This window comes from uncultured Tenacibaculum sp., assembly GCF_947502995.1.
Lineage (GTDB): Bacteria > Bacteroidota > Bacteroidia > Flavobacteriales > Flavobacteriaceae > Polaribacter.
Genome location: NZ_CANNBW010000020.1, coordinates 57,053 through 76,690 on the forward strand (window position 1 = coordinate 57,053; position 19,638 = coordinate 76,690).

At 30.5% G+C, this 19,638-nt stretch carries 18 protein-coding genes; 9 read left to right on the forward strand and 9 right to left on the reverse strand.

Annotation, left to right across the window (positions count from 1 at the left end; genetic code table 11):
• The first annotated feature begins 60 nt into the window (after positions 1–60).
• Both Q1A46_RS16370 and Q1A46_RS16375 read left to right on the forward strand, forming a co-directional pair.
• On the forward strand, positions 61–1,317 hold the full coding sequence (locus tag Q1A46_RS16370; RefSeq protein ID WP_299681256.1) for a hypothetical protein: 1,257 nt from the start codon (positions 61–63) through the stop codon (positions 1,315–1,317).
• Positions 1,318–1,326: 9 nt separating this feature from the next.
• The gene (locus tag Q1A46_RS16375) at positions 1,327–1,740 is read left to right on the forward strand and encodes a thiol-disulfide oxidoreductase DCC family protein (protein WP_299681259.1); all 414 of its coding nucleotides are present in this window, start codon (positions 1,327–1,329) and stop codon (positions 1,738–1,740) included.
• 76 nt (positions 1,741–1,816) lie between these two features.
• On the opposite strand, the gene Q1A46_RS16380 is transcribed toward Q1A46_RS16375, so the two are convergent.
• The 7 genes from Q1A46_RS16380 to Q1A46_RS16410 form a co-directional block, all read right to left on the reverse strand.
• Entirely contained in the window at positions 1,817–3,136 is a 1,320-nt protein-coding gene (locus Q1A46_RS16380; protein ID WP_299681262.1) for a hypothetical protein, read from the reverse strand.
• 69 nt (positions 3,137–3,205) lie between these two features.
• Positions 3,206–3,418, reverse strand: coding sequence for a hypothetical protein (locus tag Q1A46_RS16385; protein ID WP_299681265.1), 213 nt, complete (start codon positions 3,416–3,418; stop codon positions 3,206–3,208).
• A gap of 308 nt (positions 3,419–3,726) precedes the next feature.
• On the reverse strand, positions 3,727–5,622 hold the full coding sequence (locus Q1A46_RS16390) for a peptidase M61 (RefSeq protein WP_299681268.1): 1,896 nt from the start codon (positions 5,620–5,622) through the stop codon (positions 3,727–3,729).
• A 102-nt stretch (positions 5,623–5,724) separates the two neighbouring features.
• Complete coding sequence (locus tag Q1A46_RS16395; RefSeq protein WP_299681271.1) at positions 5,725–6,366, reverse strand: hypothetical protein; 642 nt, start codon at positions 6,364–6,366, stop codon at positions 5,725–5,727.
• Between the two features lie 35 nt (positions 6,367–6,401).
• Positions 6,402–6,782 (reverse strand): TraR/DksA C4-type zinc finger protein, encoded by a 381-nt coding sequence (locus tag Q1A46_RS16400; protein WP_299681274.1) that lies wholly within the window; start codon positions 6,780–6,782, stop codon positions 6,402–6,404.
• Positions 6,783–6,786: 4 nt separating this feature from the next.
• Positions 6,787–10,194, reverse strand: coding sequence for an isoleucine--tRNA ligase (ileS, locus tag Q1A46_RS16405; protein WP_299681277.1), 3,408 nt, complete (start codon positions 10,192–10,194; stop codon positions 6,787–6,789).
• A gap of 163 nt (positions 10,195–10,357) precedes the next feature.
• The gene (locus tag Q1A46_RS16410; RefSeq protein WP_299681280.1) at positions 10,358–11,125 is read right to left on the reverse strand and encodes a TerB family tellurite resistance protein; all 768 of its coding nucleotides are present in this window, start codon (positions 11,123–11,125) and stop codon (positions 10,358–10,360) included.
• A gap of 68 nt (positions 11,126–11,193) precedes the next feature.
• On the opposite strand from Q1A46_RS16410, the gene Q1A46_RS16415 reads away from it, so the two are divergent.
• Positions 11,194–11,604, forward strand: coding sequence for a BrxA/BrxB family bacilliredoxin (locus Q1A46_RS16415; RefSeq protein ID WP_299681283.1), 411 nt, complete (start codon positions 11,194–11,196; stop codon positions 11,602–11,604).
• 92 nt (positions 11,605–11,696) lie between these two features.
• Complete coding sequence (locus Q1A46_RS16420; protein WP_299681286.1) at positions 11,697–12,728, forward strand: glycosyltransferase family 9 protein; 1,032 nt, start codon at positions 11,697–11,699, stop codon at positions 12,726–12,728.
• Between the two features lie 54 nt (positions 12,729–12,782).
• On the opposite strand, the gene lysM is transcribed toward Q1A46_RS16420, so the two are convergent.
• On the reverse strand, positions 12,783–13,253 hold the full coding sequence (gene lysM, locus Q1A46_RS16425; RefSeq protein ID WP_299681289.1) for a peptidoglycan-binding protein LysM: 471 nt from the start codon (positions 13,251–13,253) through the stop codon (positions 12,783–12,785).
• 69 nt (positions 13,254–13,322) lie between these two features.
• Complete coding sequence (gene thiL / locus Q1A46_RS16430) at positions 13,323–14,372, reverse strand: thiamine-phosphate kinase (protein ID WP_299681292.1); 1,050 nt, start codon at positions 14,370–14,372, stop codon at positions 13,323–13,325.
• Positions 14,373–14,515: 143 nt separating this feature from the next.
• Between thiL and Q1A46_RS16435 the strand changes: the two genes are divergently transcribed.
• The 5 genes from Q1A46_RS16435 (at position 14,516) to Q1A46_RS16455 (ending at position 19,624) form a co-directional block, all read left to right on the forward strand.
• Positions 14,516–15,985, forward strand: coding sequence for a choice-of-anchor B family protein (locus Q1A46_RS16435; protein ID WP_299681295.1), 1,470 nt, complete (start codon positions 14,516–14,518; stop codon positions 15,983–15,985).
• Positions 15,986–15,988: 3 nt separating this feature from the next.
• Positions 15,989–17,329 (forward strand): hypothetical protein, encoded by a 1,341-nt coding sequence (locus Q1A46_RS16440; protein ID WP_299681298.1) that lies wholly within the window; start codon positions 15,989–15,991, stop codon positions 17,327–17,329.
• 4 nt (positions 17,330–17,333) lie between these two features.
• A complete protein-coding gene (locus Q1A46_RS16445; RefSeq protein WP_299681301.1) occupies positions 17,334–18,110 on the forward strand; it encodes an MbnP family protein in 777 nt (258 codons plus the stop codon).
• Positions 18,100–19,167, forward strand: coding sequence for a cytochrome-c peroxidase (locus Q1A46_RS16450; protein ID WP_373456515.1), 1,068 nt, complete (start codon positions 18,100–18,102; stop codon positions 19,165–19,167). Before Q1A46_RS16445 ends, Q1A46_RS16450 begins: the two co-directional genes overlap by 11 nt.
• 127 nt (positions 19,168–19,294) lie before the next feature.
• Entirely contained in the window at positions 19,295–19,624 is a 330-nt protein-coding gene (locus tag Q1A46_RS16455; RefSeq protein ID WP_095069089.1) for an iron-sulfur cluster assembly accessory protein, read from the forward strand.
• Positions 19,625–19,638 lie beyond the last annotated feature (14 nt).

Here is a 19,638-nt window from a genome sequence, read left to right on the forward strand (position 1 = left end):
TTTTGTAGTTCGATAAAGATAGTTTTGAGGTTGATAAAGTTTTATCTAATTAATCAACCTATGAATAATACCTCTATAGAAACTACACAGTGGTCTAAAAGTGAAAAAATCTCATTCCGTTTTTTCTTTACTTATTTTGTGCTATTCCTATTATTTATGCACGATATAGGTAATTTTTTTACTTTTTTTCTATCTAAAATAGTTCCTTGGTTTGGTAAAACTATTTTCAATATCGATTATGAAATAAAATCTGCTTTCACGGGTAGTAGTGATACTACATACAATTATATTTTAATTTTTACTATTTGTCTATTTTCTGTTTTATCTACAATTATTTGGTCTTTGTTAGATAGAAATAAAGCGAATTATAAAAAACTATACTACTGGTTAACTGTTTTTTTAAGGTTTTACCTAGGATTAATGTTAATCAGTTATGGAATGGCTAAAATTATAAAAACACAATTTCCATACCCATCATACAATCGTTTAAATCAAACTTATGGAGACTCTTCTCCAATGGGATTAGCTTGGACGTTTTTAGGCTTTTCTAAAGGATATAATTTATTCATGGGATTTGCTGAAGTAGCCGCTGTGCTTTTATTCTTTAGAAGAACGTTAACCTTTGGATTAATAATTACCGTAGCTACTTTAGCGAATGTAGTTGCTATTAACTTTTTTTATGATGTTCCTGTTAAAATAGTTTCTTCTAATTTAATGCTTATGGCATTATTCTTACTTGCCTATAACTTTAAAGATTTATTTCAATTTTTCTTTTTAAAGAAACCAGTTCAAATTAAAGAAATAGAAAAACCTAAACTAAAAAATTGGCTGAACAAAACATTTATAGTTCTTAAAATAATTATCGTTTTTTTAGCGATTCCGTACAATCTGTATAGTAGAATTGGAATGGATAGTACAAGTCCTTTAAAAGGATATTATGAAGTAAAAGAATTTGAAGTAAATGATTCCATTTATTCTATATCTGATACAACCAAATTTAAGATTACAAAATGGAAAGATATGCTAATTGAATCTAAACAATGGTTGCGTATAAAAAAAGAAGACGATAAAACTAGTTGGTATAGAATTGATTTAAATGAAGAAAAAAATAAACTTAAACTAACTGGTTATAGAGATACTACCGAAGTTTACAACTTTAAATATAAAGAAATAGACACAGCGAATTTTATTGTAAGAGGCTCTTTAAAATCTGATTCAATATATATTAAATTCAATAAAACTAAAGACTATAGAAAAAATTACCTCTTAACTAATAGAGGATTCCATTGGATTAACGAAAGACCGTTTAATAGATAATAATCAAAAATGAATATCCCTAAAGATAAATATCTAGTTCTTTTTGATGGAGATTGCAATTTATGCAACTCTAGTGTACAATTTATTTTAAAACACGATAAGAAAAAACAATTTGTTTTTACTTCATTACAAGGAAAAACAGCTGAAAAAATCATAGACAATTTTAATATTGATACTGATAAAGTAGATTCTATTTTGTTGTTTACTCCTGAAGAGAATTTATTTTATAAATCTACAGCGGCACTAAAAATAGCGTACCGCTTAAAGTTTCCTGTACATCTTGTGACTATATTTTTTATTCTACCAAGATTTATAAGAGATATTATTTACGATTTTATTGCTAAGAACAGATATAAGTGGTTCGGTAAAAGGGAATCTTGTTATGTACCAACACCAGAATTATCAACCAAATTTCTGGACTAACCTAACTTAGTTACACTAACCAAACGAAAGGTCATTAATACTAATGTATTATTGGCCTTTCTTATTACATTTAAAATCATTTAACTACCAATTCTTCAAAATGAAATTCTTCTATATTCACTCTTAAAGATTTCATAATTCCAAAAAACAAATGACAAACCTTCACTTCTTTCTCTCTTTGCAATTTACTTTCTGAAATAATAGTTAACAGATTATTTAAATCTAACTCTTCTGAAATAGAACTTTTAGGGAAATAAAATTCTTCTTTCGTTTGTAACAACCATTCGTCAAGAATTTCAACATCTATTTTATTATCTCTCTCATCTAATAAGTGAATTGACTTTATAATAAATAAGCTTTTTAATGTGTTGATTATTATTTCGTGATACTGTTCTTTTTTAAAACTATTAAATACATTCAATAAATATTGAACTCTATTTTCTAAAGAACTTTCTTCATGCTTTTTGGATAATGAAATAAAGAAATTTGTACAAATCTCAAGCTGATTATTCGTTAAGAAAGGAATGATATTTTTAATATATAGTAACTGAAAATTGTTATTCAGAACATCTTTTTCAGATAAAAAAACAACACTTTTTTCTGCTACAAGATTATCAAAACCATAATAATAGTTTTCTATTCTATTTTGAGAAATAGCTTCTTGTATATCATCATTGTTCGTAAATCCAAAAAAATTGTATTCAGAAACAGGAGCTATATAATTACTAACATTTAGTAGATCTTTTTGATCTAAAATACAGTTTTGATTTTCTCTATTCTTTGTATACTGAAATTGTTTTTCAATTACTTTTCCTCTGTAAGATCCACTGGTATGAATTGGGTAAGACAAATAAGACAAATAATTAAATACGTGTTCTGAAAGTCTTATTGAAGCGAAATTCATTTCTTCAACAGTATCTTTTGCTATATCATCCTTATTGGCCGATATGCTATCTAATGAGATCGTAGATACTTCATAATTAGGAATAAATGATGTTGTAAAACAATCATAAAGGTATTTAATAACACTTACGAATGTATCTCCTAAACTATCTTTATCTTGAATTATACTATACTTATGTATTGACGAAAAAAACTTCCCAAAAAATGGAGAGCCACTTAAAGCACCTAAAACTAAAGCTCCCATATCTTTATGATTTATGAACGATATATCATAAGTTATTCCTTGAATTTTTTCTTTTACAGCAAAGGTTTTACTGTTGTTGAGTATTACAAAATCGATATCCGAATTCTTTCGGATTTCTTTTTTTGACATTATATCGTGATTGCTACCAACAATTAATATGGAGTTTATATCTACATTCTCACTAGTTAAACTAATTAATTTATTTAAAGTATTTAAAATAGTATTGTAATCGATTTTTATATATTCCATCTATAATATTTATTAATGGATATTAGACAAATAAAAAATTAAGTATTCATCTAATATCCATTTTAATTTTTAGCTTTCTCTACATTCCCAGTACTCCTGATTACCCACAACATAATCCACATAACAATAACCTCTAAAAGGACCATCGTAACAGTATTTTCTACAATCACTTAGAGAACTATATGCTCCTCCAACAATTTGTTTCTGTTCTTCGCTATTAAGTTCTTTTGAATTATTGGCTTTTGATAATAATTCTTCTTTCAAAAATTTTAAGCTTTTCATAAAATTTCAATTATTTATTTGATATAGGGTCTACTCTATTAAAAGGTTTTTCGACTTCCACCTTATTTGTTATTCAACAAATATTTTTACTCTTTAGGTTAATTTCGTGTTTCTATAAATGACCAATGAAATCTGGTTTGATAGCAATTTTTACCTTTTTCAAAATAACAATTTGTAATAGTTAAATTAGAATTTAATTTTCAAACTCTTGTTAAGCCAGCGTTATTATAATCTTTCTTTATAAAAAAGAAAAAGAGCAAAACGAAATCGTTTTGCTCTTTTTTTAAAAAAACTTAGTGCTTATATTTTTATCCTTTTAACCAAGCATTTAATAAATCTTTCTGTTTTTGAGTCGCATCTGATTTAGCTCCTAAACTTTTACCCATTGTATACGATTGAGTCAGTTTCGTTTTTATAACGATTTCTTTTCCTGCTCTTTCTAACTTCACTTCTACATCAGTTCCAGGCTGCCATCCGAATAATCCTCCAATTACTTGTCTTGCATTTTCTCTTGTTAAAGCAGTACCGTTAATTACTTTAATTGCATCTCCTGGTAAAGCCCCGTTTTCAGCCCAAAAACTATTAGCTTTTACAGCTTCTGTAAAAATAATGTTTCCTGTAGCTTGATCTCCACGTAAAATAAATGCTCCTCCATTTCTTACATAATCTGTTTCAATTTTGCGTTCTGCAACACCTACTCCAACTTTTTCAAAGAAAGAGTTATAATCTATAGGAGTTCCTCCAACAACATGAGTGTTTAAAAATTCTCCGATAGAAGGATATGTCATTGCCGTAATTTCTTCAATTAATTTATCATCTTCGAAAGGTTGATTTTTACCGTATTTATTCGACAATTCTTTCATTAAAGAAAGGATTCCTCTTTCACCATTACTTTCTTCACGCATTAAAATATCAATACACATACCAATTAAAGCTCCTTTTTGGTATACATTTATATATTGATCATGATATTCTTTTTCTAAAATATTTTCACTCATTTTAGTAAAACTCATAGCATCGTTCATACGAGAAGCACTATTAATTTTACCCATAATTTTTGAAAAGAATTCATCTTCTTTTACCAAACCTTTATTTACTTGGAAATGTGTTGCAAAATATTCTGTTACTCCTTCGTACATCCATAAATGTTTAGAGAACGTAGGTTGATCATAGTCAAAATAATGAACATCTTCAGAATGAACACTTAACGGAGTTACAATATGAAAAAACTCGTGAGAAACTACATCTATCATCGATTGTGCTAATCTAGCATCATCCATAACTTCTGGTAACACAACTACTGTAGATGTGTGATGCTCTAAAGCTCCAAAACCTTTAGGAGAACCTTCATTTTGTCCTGCTAAGTATAAATAAATATCATATCTCGGTGTACTATTAACACTACCTAAATAAGATTTTTGAGCTTGCATCATTTTTTCCATTACTGCTTTAATTTTTTTAGCAGAATGTTTTTTAGTTGGAGAGTATACACTTAAAACAATTTTAATATCTCCTACATTAAATTCTTCTACATCTAATTCTCCATAAAACATAGGATTATCTGTAATATCAAAATAACGAGGAGCTAAAAAACTAGTTGTCACAGTAGAACCATCTTCACTTGTTTTCGTTCCAACTTCTTGCAATGCAGAAGTTCTTTTAAACTTTGAAGGAGCAATTACATCAAGCTTGTATTGATTCTTTTTTAAAGCATCGAAATACCCAATAAATCCATGTAAGTTTAAAACATAATTTGTCTCTTCAATATTAGTTCCTGATGGTGAAAAAGGAACTTCTTCTCCTATTCCTCCTACTTTTTCTTGATCGAAAGTATCATTTACAGCATATGAAACTTTATCTAATTGAGTAGCATTGGTAATTTCCCAAGTATTTTCATCAAGCTTTTGAACTGGTAAAGTTTCACCACTATAATCAAACGCTTTAAAATCGTCTACATATTTACCAAAATTACTCACAGAATAAGTTCCTTGAACAACTCTAGGCAATCTATAGGTTACTTTTTCAGCAGTGAATCTTCCTGGATTAATAACTACAGGAACCTGATCATTTTTTACGTTTGTTAAATCTATACTAGATTCTATGGGATTATTAACTGCAGAATCATCTTTCTTTAGAGATTTAGTAGAATTACAACCTACTAATAACAATCCTGCTGCAACAGCAGTTAATGTATTTTTGTTCATTCGTATTTATTTTTTTTAATGGTCTTTAATTAGTTTACAAAAATTGCAATCTGTTACGAATTCACAAGAATATTTAACGCTTTTTATGAAATTTTATGAAGATTATAATTCATTTACGAAGATATTTGCTCGAATAGAAGAAACTTTAATTTGTTTTTTAAGGCTTCTGTTTTTTTTAAGATAAGGCGAAGTTTTTAAACTATCATTACATTTTATTTTACCTCTATTTGTTTTGATATTAAAGTTCGATTTTTTTGAAGAGAAATATACATTTCCTTGAAATAGTTTTAAGTTTAAACTACGTTTTACTTCGTTCAAATTGACATATCCTTTTTCAATAAAAATATTTAAGTCTCCTTTATAATTTTCAGAAATAACATCTACATTCTCTCCAACTATAGTTAAGCTCTTATTTTCAGGAATCTTAATTAACACAGATGCTCTATTAACTCTTTTCGTTATATATTTTCTGAAAACATTTCTTGACAACGAACTTGCTTTAAAATCTATTTTTAAGAAACTTTCAAACTCTTTTGTAATAACATCATAATGCTGTTCAGATTGGCTCAATACATGAATTTCTATTTCATTAGTCTCCGAATTTTGAATTTTCACTTCATCTAATGCTTTAACATTAACCTCTATTTCATTTAAAGGTGAAACAAAACTTTTAAAGGAACTATTTTGCCCCAAAATTGTAAACTGAGAGACAAGTATTATAACTAAAGTAATGTAGTATCTCATAAAATAAAAAAGCTTCCTAAAAAGGAAGCTTTTGCTTATTGTTTTCTTTTGGCCTCAATACTTAAGGTTGCATGAGGTACTAATTTCAATCTTTCTTTCTGAATAAGTTTACCTGTAACTCTACACACTCCGTATGTTTTGTTTTCAATACGAATTAAAGCGTTTTTTAAATCACGTATAAACTTTTCTTGACGAATAGCTAATTGCATATTACGCTCTTTAGCCATAGTCTCTGTTCCTTCTTCAAACGACTTAAATGTCGGAGAAGTATCATCCGTTCCATTTCCAGCACCATTTTCGTATGAAGATTTTAATAACTCTAAATCCTCTTCGGCTCGCTGCATTTTCTTTTGAATGATTTCTTTGAATTCTTGTAGGTCACTATCAGAGTACCTTACTTTAACATCTTCTGCCATACTACTATGCTTTTTCGATTAACATCTTACTTTTAATGGTATCAAACTCGATATCTGTACCATTCTCAATAGCATCAACAAAAACCAACTCATTAGTAAGTGTTTCTGTTTTTATGTAGTTTTCATTAGCTAACACAGATTGTTGTAACTCTTCTAGATTTAAAAACGTTAATTTGATTTTATCAGTTACTTCAAAACCTGAATCTTTACGTGCATTTTGAATTCTATTTACAAGTTCTCTTGCTATACCTTCTTTACGTAGTTCATCTGTAATCGTAACATCTAACGCAACTGTTAAACCACCAGCATTTGCCACTAGCCAACCTTCTATGTCTTTTGATGAAATTTCTACATCAGCCGTTTCTAATGTAATCATTTTTCCGCTAATTTCAATAGAAATTTGACCATCTTTTTCTAACTGAGCAATGTGTTCTTGCGTAAAAGACTGAATTTCAGAAGCAACAGATTTCATGTCTTTTCCAAATTTTGGACCTAAGGCTTTAAAATTTGGTTTGATTTGTTTTACTAAAATACCTGAAGCATCATCTAAAAGTTCTATTTCTTTTACATTTACTTCCGATTTTATTAAATCTGAAACAGCTAAGATTTCCTCTTTTTGAGTATCATCTAAAACAGGAATCATGATTCTTTGTAATGGTTGACGAACTTTTATTTTTTCTTTAGCTCTTAAAGAAAGTACTAAAGATGAAATTGTTTGTGCGTTTTCCATTTTACGCTCTAACGATTTATCAACCAAAGCTTCATTGAATTTTGGAAACTCTGCTAAATGAACACTTTCGAAAGATTCTTTACCTGTTGCTGCATTTAAATCTTTATATAAACGATCCATAAAGAATGGTGCAACTGGTGCTCCTAACTTAGCTACAGTTTCCATACAAGTGTATAATGTCTGGTAAGCAGAAATTTTATCTTGAGCATATTCTCCTTTCCAAAAACGTCTTCTACATAAACGAACGTACCAGTTACTTAAGTGATCTTGAACAAAATCTGAAACTGCTCTTGTTGCTCTTGTTGGCTCATATTCTGCATAGAATTTATCAACTTTAGCAACTAAAGTATTTAATTCAGAAAGGATCCAACGATCGATTTCTGGACGCTCAGCTAAAGGAATTTCAGCTTCAGCATAAGTAAATCCATCGATATTAGCATATAAACTAAAGAATGAATATGTGTTGTATAATGTTCCAAAGAACTTACGTTTTACCTCTTCAATTCCAGCGATATCAAACTTTAAGTTATCCCAAGGATTTGCATTTGAAATCATATACCAACGCGTTGCATCTGGTCCATGATCTGCTAATGTGGTAAACGGATCGACAGCGTTTCCTAAACGCTTCGACATTTTTTGCCCGTTTTTATCTAAAACCAATCCGTTAGATACTACATTTTTATACGCTACAGAATCGAACACCATTGTTCCAATGGCATGTAAAGTATAAAACCATCCACGCGTTTGATCTACTCCTTCTGCGATAAAGTTTGCTGGATAACTTTCTTTATTATCAATTAATTCTTTGTTTTCAAATGGATAGTGCCATTGTGCATAAGGCATTGACCCAGAATCGAACCAAACATCTATTAAATCACTTTCACGTTGCATTGGTTTTCCTGAAGCAGAAACTAATATGATTTTATCAACTACATTTTTGTGTAAGTCAACTTTATCATAGTTTTCTTCAGACATATTACCAACTTCAAACTCAGCAAAAATATCTGAATCCATAACTCCAGCTTCAACAGCTTTTGCTATTTCTGATTTTAATTCTTCTAAAGAACCAATACAAATTTGTTCTGTTCCGTCTTCAGTTCTCCATATCGGTAATGGAATTCCCCAGAAACGAGAACGTGATAAATTCCAATCGTTTGCGTTCTTTAACCAATTTCCGAAACGACCTTCACCAGTTGATTTTGGCTTCCAGTTGATCGTTTGATTTAAATCAAACATTTTCTCTCCAACCTCAGTAACCTTAATAAACCAAGAATCTAATGGATAATATAAAATTGGTTTATCTGTTCTCCAACAATGTGGATAACTATGCACATATTTTTCAACCTTAAAGGCTTTATTTTCTGTTTTTAGTTTAATCGCAATCTCAACATCGATTGATTTTTCAGGAGCATCCTCTTCTGTGTAATATTCATTCTTCACATATTTCCCTCCAAACTCTTTCAATTCTGGTCTGAAACGACCTTGTAAATCTACTAAAGGTACCGGTTCTCCATTTTCATCAAGAACTAATAATGGTGGTATTTCAGGAACAGCTTTTTTAGCTACAAAAGCATCGTCTGCACCAAAAGTTGGCGCAGTATGCACAATTCCTGTTCCATCTTCCGTAGTTACAAAATCTCCTCCAATAACACGGAATGCATTTTCTGCATTCTCATATGGCAATACATAATCGATTAATTGCTCATATTTGATATTGATTAAATCAGCTCCTTTAAATTCTTTAACTACATAAAAAGGAATTTGTTTGTCTCCTTCTTTATATGATATTAGATCTGATTTAGCTTCAACTTTATTAAACTTTTTACCAGCAAATTGTTTAGCAACTAAATTTTTTGCTAATACAACATTTATAGGTTCGAAAGTATACTGATTATATGTTTCTACTAAAACATAATCAATCTTTGGCCCAACTGTTAAAGCAGTGTTACTTGGTAACGTCCAAGGTGTTGTCGTCCAAGCTAAGAAATAAATTGTTCCTTCATTCTGTAAGAAATCTGGTAACGTTTCTTCAACTGCTTTAAACTGCGCAACAACTGTAGTATCAGTTACATCACGATAACATCCTGGTTGATTTAATTCGTTATTACTTAATCCTGTTCCTGCTTTAGGTGAATACGGTTGAATTGTATAACCTTTGTAAATTAAATCTTTATTATAAATCTGCTTAAGTAACCACCAAACAGATTCCATATATTTTGGTTTGTATGTGATATATGGATCTTCTGTATCTACCCAATATCCCATTTTGTGAGTAAGGTTATTCCAGATATCTGTATAACGCATTACAGCTTTTTTACAAGCTTCGTTGTATTCTTCAACTGTAATTTTACTTCCGATATCTTCTTTAGTAATACCTAACTCTTTTTCTACACCAAGTTCAACCGGTAAACCATGTGTATCCCAACCTGCTTTACGCTTCACTTGATATCCTTTTTGCGTTTTATAACGGCAAAAAATATCTTTAATAGAACGTGCCATTACGTGGTGAATTCCAGGTAATCCATTTGCTGAAGGCGGACCTTCGAAAAACACGAATGGTTCATTTCCTTCACGAGTTGTAACACTTTTCTCAAATATGTTATTTTCCTCCCAATAGTTTAAGATTTCTTCTGCTACTTTAGGTAGGTTTAATCCTTTGTATTCAGTAAAATTCTTACTCATTTTTTCGTTCTATATATTGAATTTGCGAAATTACATATTTTATTGTAATTCTAATCTTTAACAAAAGAAAAACGCTCCAAGAAAGGAACGTTTTTTTCATATTTATATTTTTCCTTTAAAATTGCTTAAAAATCTATATCTAGTTGATCTTTTTAAGGGATATTTATGACATATTTCTTTCATTCTTGATGCTCTCATAAGCATTTTGAATACTCTGGAATTTTTCTTTAGCTCCCTTTTTATGTTCATCACCTACATCTTGTATGCGATCTGGATGGTATTTCTTTGCCATTCTTCGGTAAGCTTTTTTCACTTCATCATCTGAAGCTTCTTTTTCAATTTCTAAAATTCGATATGCACTATCAACTTCATTATAGAACATTGCCTTTATAGACTCATAATCTGCGGCGTTAATGTATAAATATCCAGAAATTTTATGAATTGCTTCTTCTTCTGAAGCAGCTACTATTCCATCTGCTTTTGCAATTCCAAATAAAAAGTGAATTAGTTGTAATCTTGAAGAATGAGACATGTGTTCACGAATTTGGATACACACTTGCCTTGTTGAAACATCTTTCTTTATAATTCCATTAAATAATTTGAATGCATTATTTGCTCTTTCTTTACCATATAAATTGATGAAGTGTAGGCGAACATAATCTAGTTCTGTCTTATCAATTTTTCCATCAGCTTTAATTACAATCGAAGCTAAAATTAATAAACTAATTTCAAAATCTCCAGCAGTTGTCTGCTTTACACTTGGTCTTTCTTTTCTCCCAATAGTTTTTTTATAATCTTCTTGCTCACTTGTAAAATCTTCAATTTTAACTCCATCTAACATTGTTCCTATTGCGTAACCTATTATTGCACCAATAGGACCACCAAAAGTAAATCCAAGTCCAGCTCCTAGCCATTTTGTAAATTTTCCCATCTCTATTCTTTTGAATGTCAAATATAATGAGATTATAAGTATCTTTGTACCTCTAAAAATAAATAATTATGTATCCAGAAGAATTAGTAAAACCTATGCGTGATCAGTTAATTGATGCTGGGTTTACTGCATTATATACTGCAGAAGATGTTGATACTGCATTAACAAAAGAAGGAACTACTTTAGTAATGGTTAATTCTGTATGTGGTTGTGCTGCAGGAACTGCTAGACCAGGAGCTATTGCTTCTTTAGGAGCAGATAAAACTCCTACAAACTTAACTACAGTTTTTGCTGGTGTAGAGAAAGAATCTACAGCTAAAGCACGTGAATATATGATTCCTTTTCCACCTTCATCTCCAGCTATCGCTTTATTTAAAGATGGAAAATTAGTTCACATGTTAGAAAGACATCACATTGAAGGTCGTTCTGCTCAAATGATCGCACAAAATTTAGCACAAGCTTATGACGAGTTCTGTTAATTTACAGCATTCATAAAAGTTTTAAAATATAATCCACTCGCTGAGTGGATTTTTTTATGCGTACTTTTGAACCTTAATTTAATTCTCGTTTCTTGAAGAAAAAAAAACATATTATTGTTTTCAGATTATCTGCAATGGGAGATGTTGCTATGACAGTTCCTGTCATAAAAGCTTTAATCCAACAAAATCCTGATGTAAAAATCACAGTAGTTTCAAAAAAGTTTTTAGCTCCTTTGTTTAAAAACATCGGAAATGTGAGTTTTTTCACTGCAGAAGTTAATGAAAGGCATAAAGGTTTTTTCGGATTAGTAAGATTATATAAAGATCTTAAAAAACTTAAACCTACTCATTTTGCCGACCTTCATAATGTTTTACGCTCTAAAGTAGTTCGAACTTTATTTCAATTTTTCAGTTCTATTAAAGTCTTTAAAATTGATAAAGGAAGAAAAGAGAAAAAACTATTAACGGCCGAGACAAAAAAAACTATTCAGCAATTAAAAACCTCACATCAGAGATATGTTGATGTTTTTAGTGATTTAGGATTTTCTATCAACTTAAATAAAGTTATTTTAAATACATCTCCTTTGAACTCTGCTAATATTTCTAAGCTAGGAAATAAAACGAAACCTTGGATTGGAATTGCTCCTTTTGCTGCGTTTGATTCAAAGACATATCCTTTAGATTTATTAGAACAAGTAATTGATCAACTCACTAAGAACGACATTCAAATATTTTTATTCGGCGGAAAGAATGATACTAAAATCCTTGAAGAACTTGAAAAAAAATACAGTAATACTATTTCTCTTGCTGGAAAACTAAATGGACTACAAAACGAACTGAATGTTATCGAGAACTTAGATATAATGCTTTCTATGGATAGTGGAAATGCACATTTAGCTGCAATGAAAAACATAAAAACAATTACTTTATGGGGAAATACACATCCGTATGCTGGGTTTGCTCCTTTTAATCAGCCAAAAGATTTTTGCATTTTACCTGATTTAGACAAATACCCATTGTTACCTTGTTCAATATATGGAAACAAAACTTTTGAAGGTTATGAAGATGTAATGAGAAGTATTTCACCTGAAATAATATCAGAAAAAATTCTATCACTATTATAAAAAAAAGCATCACAATACTGTGATGCTTTTCTATTTTGGTTATGTAACTTTTGGTTAGTCCACTAAAGGTGGAATTCTTAATACTTGCCCAGGGTAAATCTTATCTGGATGTTCTAACATTGGCTTGTTAGCTTCAAAGATTACAGGATACTTCATTGCATCACCATAAAAAGTTTTTGCAATTTTACCTAAAGTATCACCACTTACCACTGTGTGGAATTGCGCCATTTCTTCTTCAGCTACTTCTTCAACCTCAGCCACAGTCATATTATCTTCTACAGTTGCAATACCTTCTGTATTTCCAACTACTAATACTACTTTTTCTTTTGTAGCTAAATCAGCAGCCTCTCCACTAATTGTTGCTTTATCATCATCAACGTTAATTGCTAAATCTGCAACAGACAATTCTAAAGCATTAACAGCACCAACTAGTTTGTTTGCTTTTTCTGCTGCTTCTTCTTCTGTTGTTTTACCAATTCCGAAAACCTTTGCTCCGGCGTTTTTAATGAATGAAAATAAACCCATTTCTTTTAATTTTTTGTTATTGTTAAATATTTATTCGATTAACAATATACAAATTTTATACCATAAATATTATCTTTCTTGATTGAAAGAATTCCAACCCTGAGCCTTCAATTTAATTGACTGATTTCCACGTGTGATTAAATTCACACCTTCATTTTCTTCCGTAATGTGACCGATTACAGACAAATTTGGATTCCCTTTAATTTTATCAAAATCTTTTATTGGAACTGTAAATAATAACTCATAGTCTTCACCTCCGCTTAAAGCAACTGTTGTAGAATCTAAATCGAACTCTTCACATGTAGAAATTACTTGCGGATCTAATGGCAATTTTTCCTCATAAATATTACAACCAACTTTACTTTGCGTACATATATGAATTAACTCTGATGATAATCCATCTGAAACATCGATCATTGACGTTGGTTTAACCTCCAGCTCTTTCAATAATTTAGGAATATCTTTTCTTGCTTCTGGTTTTAATTGTCTTTCTATTATGTAAGAATACTCTTGAAGATCTGGTTGATTTTGCGGATTTACCTTAAACACTTCCTTCTCTCGTTCTAGAACTTGTAATCCTAAATAAGCCCCACCAATATCTCCAGACAAAACAATAAGGTCTGTTGGTTTTGCCCCATTACGGTAAGCTATTTCATCCTTTTTAGCTGAACCAATAGCTGTAATAGAAATTATCATTCCTTTGGTAGACGATGTTGTGTCTCCTCCTATTAAATCAATTTTATAAGTATCACAAGCCAATTGAATTCCTGCATATAACTCTTCAATAGCTTCTAAAGGGAAACGATTAGAAACTGCAATTGAAACAGTTATTTGTTCTGCTTCTGCATTCATAGCATAAACATCAGAAATATTTACCATTACAGCTTTATATCCTAAATGTTTTAAAGGCATATAACTTAAGTCGAAATGCACTCCTTCTACTAGAAAATCTGTTGTAATTAAAGTTTCATTATCATGAGAAATAACAGCACAATCATCACCTATTCCTTTTACTGTAGTTTCATGATTTATTTTAAAAAATTGAGTTAAATGATCTATCAAGCCAAACTCTCCTAATTCAGCTAATGAAGTTCTTTGTTTATTCTTATCTTCCAACATGTTGGCAAAGATAGTATTAGATTTAAGAATCAAATACTATAAAACGATAATTAAAATGAAAAAAAATTGAAAGTATGTTAGGGATTTTACATTTTTAACTGTTTAATTTTAGAATTAACTTACCAAAATTCATAAATTTGTTTATGACTCTTAATAAAATCTATATTGAAAAAAAATTACTATCAGCCTTAATTCTGACTTTAGTTTTTAACCTCGCTCTATTTTCGCAAACACCTTGTTCTGGTGGTTTTGCTGGTTCATATCCTTGTAAAGATTACGATTTAATGTCCATTGTTTCTAAACAAACACTTTCTGGTTCTACAACAGCCGAAGGAAGTGATGTATGGGGCTGGACAGACCCTTCTAACGGAAAAGAATATGCTATTGCCGCAATGACAAATAGCACTGCTTTTGTTGATATATCAGATCCATTAAATCCAATATTTTTAGGTAGATTAAATACAAATGCAGGCACTAACTTCTGGAGAGATGTTAAAGTATACAACAACTATGCTTTTATTGTTGCGGATAATGTTGGTGCTCATGGCGTTCAAGTTTTTGATTTAACTAAATTAAGAAATGTAACTTCTCCTCCTGCTAATTTCTCAGCTGATACAGTATTTACAGGTGTAAGTAGCTGTCATAATATTGTTATTAACGAAGATAAAGCTGTGGCTTATTTAGTAGGCTGTAAAGCCAATAATGGTGGCGGACCTATCTTTTTAGATATTTCAAATCCTTTAAACCCAACTTCATTAGGTGATTTTAGAGGTGCAGGTTATTCTCATGATGCACAAGTTATAACTTACAATGGTCCTGATACAGAACATGCTGGTAAAGAAATTTATATTGGTAGTAACGAAACGGAAATTGTAATTCTTGATGTTACCAACAAGACTGCTGTAGTAGAATTAGCTACAGTAGATTATCCCCAAATTGGATATACGCACCAAGGATGGTTTACCGACGATCAAAGATATTTTATACTTGGAGATGAAACAGATGAAAGAGATTTGGGATTAAACACAAGAACTTTAGTTTTTGATTTAACTGATTTAGACAATCCTAGACTTTCTTCAACTCATACTGGATTAACCAAAGCAATAGATCATAATGGATACGTAAAAGAAAACGAATATTTTATGGCAAATTATACTGCAGGTATGCGTGTTTTTGACATTTCTAATATTGCTGCTAGCACTAATTCAATGTCTGAAACTGCTTTCTTTGATACTTATCCTACTAATGATGCTACTTCTTTTAATGGAGCTTGGAGTGTTTATCCGTATTTCCCAAGTGGAAATATAATAATCAATGATATTGATAACGGGTTATTTATAGTAAGAAAAAGCGGAACACTATCTACAAATCCAATTACAAAAGCTAAAAACAGTTTTACTATAACTCCTAATCCTACACGTCAAGACCCTAGAATTATTTCCAGTGATCAACCTATACAGTCTGTAGAAGTATTTAATATCTTAGGAAAAAGAGTATTTCAAAAGAACAACATTAATCAGAAAAACTTCACTATTCCATTATCAAGCCAATCAAGTGGTATTTATATTGTAAAAATCAATAATATTATTGGTAAAAAATTAATTTTAAAATAGCGAGTGATTGATCTCAAAAACATATTATTTCTAACACTATCATTAGTTTTTTTTTCTTGTAGTAGTGATCCTGATACAGATGAAATTAAAGATCCTGAACCTACTTTTTTAGGAGAACTAGATTTCACTAAAACCTTTGGAGGAACTAGAAATGAAATAGGAAATTCGATTATAGCCACAAATGATTCTGGTTATGCAATTTTAGGTTATGTAGATAGTACTGATGGTGACGTAACAAACAGAACAACAAATGATTCAGATTTCTTAGTTCTTAAATATGATGCTAATGATAATTTACAATGGCAAAAATCATATGGAGGAACTAAAGATGATAGAGGAAATTCAATTATACAAACTAACGACAATGGGTATGCGTTAATTGGTTTCAGTAAAAGCAACGATGGTGACGTTGGTCAAAATGAAGGTAATTCTGACTTTTGGTTTATTAAACTCTCTCCTTCAGGAGATATTAACTGGAAAAGAACTTTTGGTTTTTCTGGTAATGACTTTGGAACATCTGTTATTCAAACTTCTGATAATGGTTTTTTAATTGTTGGAGAACTAGATGTAACTTCATCTGGAGGACAAGGTAATTCAAGACTTATAAATAGACATGCTGGTGGAGATTTTTGGGCTATTAAACTAAATGCTTCTGGTGATACAGAATGGACAAAATTCTTTGGTGGCACTTTTACAGACACAGCTTTAGATGTTGTTCAAACAGATGATAATAGTTTTATTATTCTAGGAACTTCAGACAGTACAGATACAGATATTACAGACCCAAAAGGCGATTATGATTTCTGGATTATCAAAATTAGCAACACTGGAAATTTAATCTGGGAAAAGAATTTTGGAGGCTCACAAATAGATAAAGCTGCTAAACTCGTTAAAACTACCGATGGTCACTTTTTATGTGTTGGAAACACCAGAAGTTCTGATAAAAATATCACAGCCAATAACGGCGGTGGTGATCTTTGGATTATTAAAATTTCTACAGATGGAAATATGATCTGGGAAAAAACTTATGGTGGTACAAATTTCGATGACGGTACTTCAATTTCATCAAGTAAAAACGGCAACTTCATTTTGGTTGGAAACTCTAGAAGCACAGATAATCAATTCACAAATAATGGCCAAAATGATGCTTGGATCTTAAAAATATCTTCTAACGGAAACACTATTTGGCAAAAATTTATTGGAGGAAGCAATATAGATCTACTTCACGATGTTATTGAATTAGATAATGAAAATATTGTCGCTGTTGGAGAAAGCAATAGTAGCGACAAAGATATTTCAGAAAACAAAGGTTTTTCTGATTTATTAATAGTAAAAATCAAATAAATCAATGAATAAAATAATCACCTCTTTAATTACATTATTATTAATCGTTTCTTGTTCAAGTAATGAAGATGACACTTTACAAAGCAAAAAAATCACAATTAATTTTATCCATAAATGGGATGATGTAGTAGTTACAAAAGCTGATTTTAATACTGTAAAATTTGAAACCAGGAATGAAGATAAAGTAAGTATTGAACGATACAGATATGTTTTATCTAACATTAAGTTAGTAGATGCAAATAATAATGAAACTCCTCTATCTGATTATTTACTTGTTGATCTTGGCGAAGAACAAAACTTAATTTTCGAGACTGATAAAATTGTACTTAATGGAACATATAGTTTAGATTTTACGTTTGGTTTTACTGATGAAGATAACAAAGACGGTGAATATGCAGATTTAAACTCTGCTAACTTTAATGTACCTGCAATGTTAGGTGGCGGATATCATTACATGCAGTTTGATGGTAAATTCACCAGCTCAACCACTACAGCTGCTACAGGTTTTAATTACCACGCAATTAGAGCCGCAAATATTACAGATCCTGCAAACCCTACATATCAGGACACTTCTATTGCTGTTAAATTAACAGATATTGAAGTTACAAATAATGATATAATAATTGATGTAAATATAGACATCAACCAATGGTTTGAAGATCCTAACACCTGGGATTTAAATACATTAAACCAGATGTTAATGCCCAATTTCGATGCACAAATTCTAATGAATGCTAATGGCTCTACAGTTTTTAGTTTAAGCAGTGACAGTGATTCGTAATTACATACTTGTTTTTATAATATCCTTTTTTATTTCTTGTTCTTCAGACGCTAATGAAGAGCAAGAAACATATACACCCGTTCCAATTTCACTGAACACTCCAAAATTATTTAGTGATAAACTTATTGTTCCTGTAATTCCAAGTACAAATCCAACAACTAAAGAAGGAGTTCGACTAGGTAAAAAATTATTTTTTGATCCTATTTTATCTTTAGACAACTCTACATCTTGTGCTTCTTGTCATGATCCAAAAAAATCATTTACAGACAATTTACAGTTTAGTGGAGGAGTAAATAATAAAATTGGAACTCGTAATTCTATGCCATTATTTAATTTAGCTTGGAATTTTGATGAACGTTTTGCGTGGGATGGTAAAGAATTTGGTTTAGAAGCGCAAGCGTTCGAACCTGTTACTAATCCTTTAGAAATGAATAGTGACTGGAAAGTTGTAGCTACAAAACTTAAAAACCACAATGAATATCCGCTATTATTTAAAGAAGCATTCGGTGATATTGAAATAGATTCAAACTTAGTTGTTAAAGCTATTGCTCAATTTGAAAGAACTTTAATTTCTGGAAATTCTAAGTTTGATAAGTTTCTAAACAATGAAGTTGAACTTACTCCAGAAGAACAAAATGGTTTTAATGTATTTATGGAAGAAAGCAGAGGGGACTGTTTCCATTGTCACGGTAGCGAAAATAATCCACTATGGACTAACAATAAATTCCACAATAACGGATTAGATGAAAACTTCACAGATTTAGGTTTAGGTGCAATTACTGGTGACTCTAATGATAACGGAAAATTTAGAACTCCATCACTACGAAACTTAGCATTTACCGCTCCATACATGCACGATGGACGTTTTACCACACTAGAAGAAGTAATTAATCATTATTCAGAAGGCTTAAAAAACTCTCCTACTGTAGATCCACTAATGAAAAAAGTTACTCAAGGTGGAGTACGCTTAACCGATAAAGACAAAGCTGATTTAAAAGCATTTCTTCTAACACTTTCGGATACTGAATTCATAAATAATCCTGATTTTCAGAAATAATTATTAAACTTTTACGACAAAATAGTTAAACATTATAGTTGCATAGATCATATTCATTCTAAAAATAGGATAATATGACATTTTGTATTTATCTTTGCACTCAATTTAGACTTAATCAATTTAAAGTATGATAAAAGTTTCAGACACAGCTAAAAAGAAAGTTGTTCAATTAATGACCGAAGATGGTTTTGATGCTACAAACGACTTTGTACGTGTTGGTGTTAAAAGCGGTGGTTGTTCAGGACTTTCTTACGATTTAAAATTTGATAATTCACAAGAAGAAAATGATAAACTTTTTGAAGACAATGGTGTAAAAATCATCGTTGACAAAAAGAGTTTCTTGTACTTAGTAGGGACTACCCTAGAATATTCTGGTGGTTTAAACGGTAAAGGATTTGTATTTAATAATCCGAATGCCAACAGAACTTGTGGTTGTGGAGAAAGCTTCTCTCTATAACATTCATTCCAACA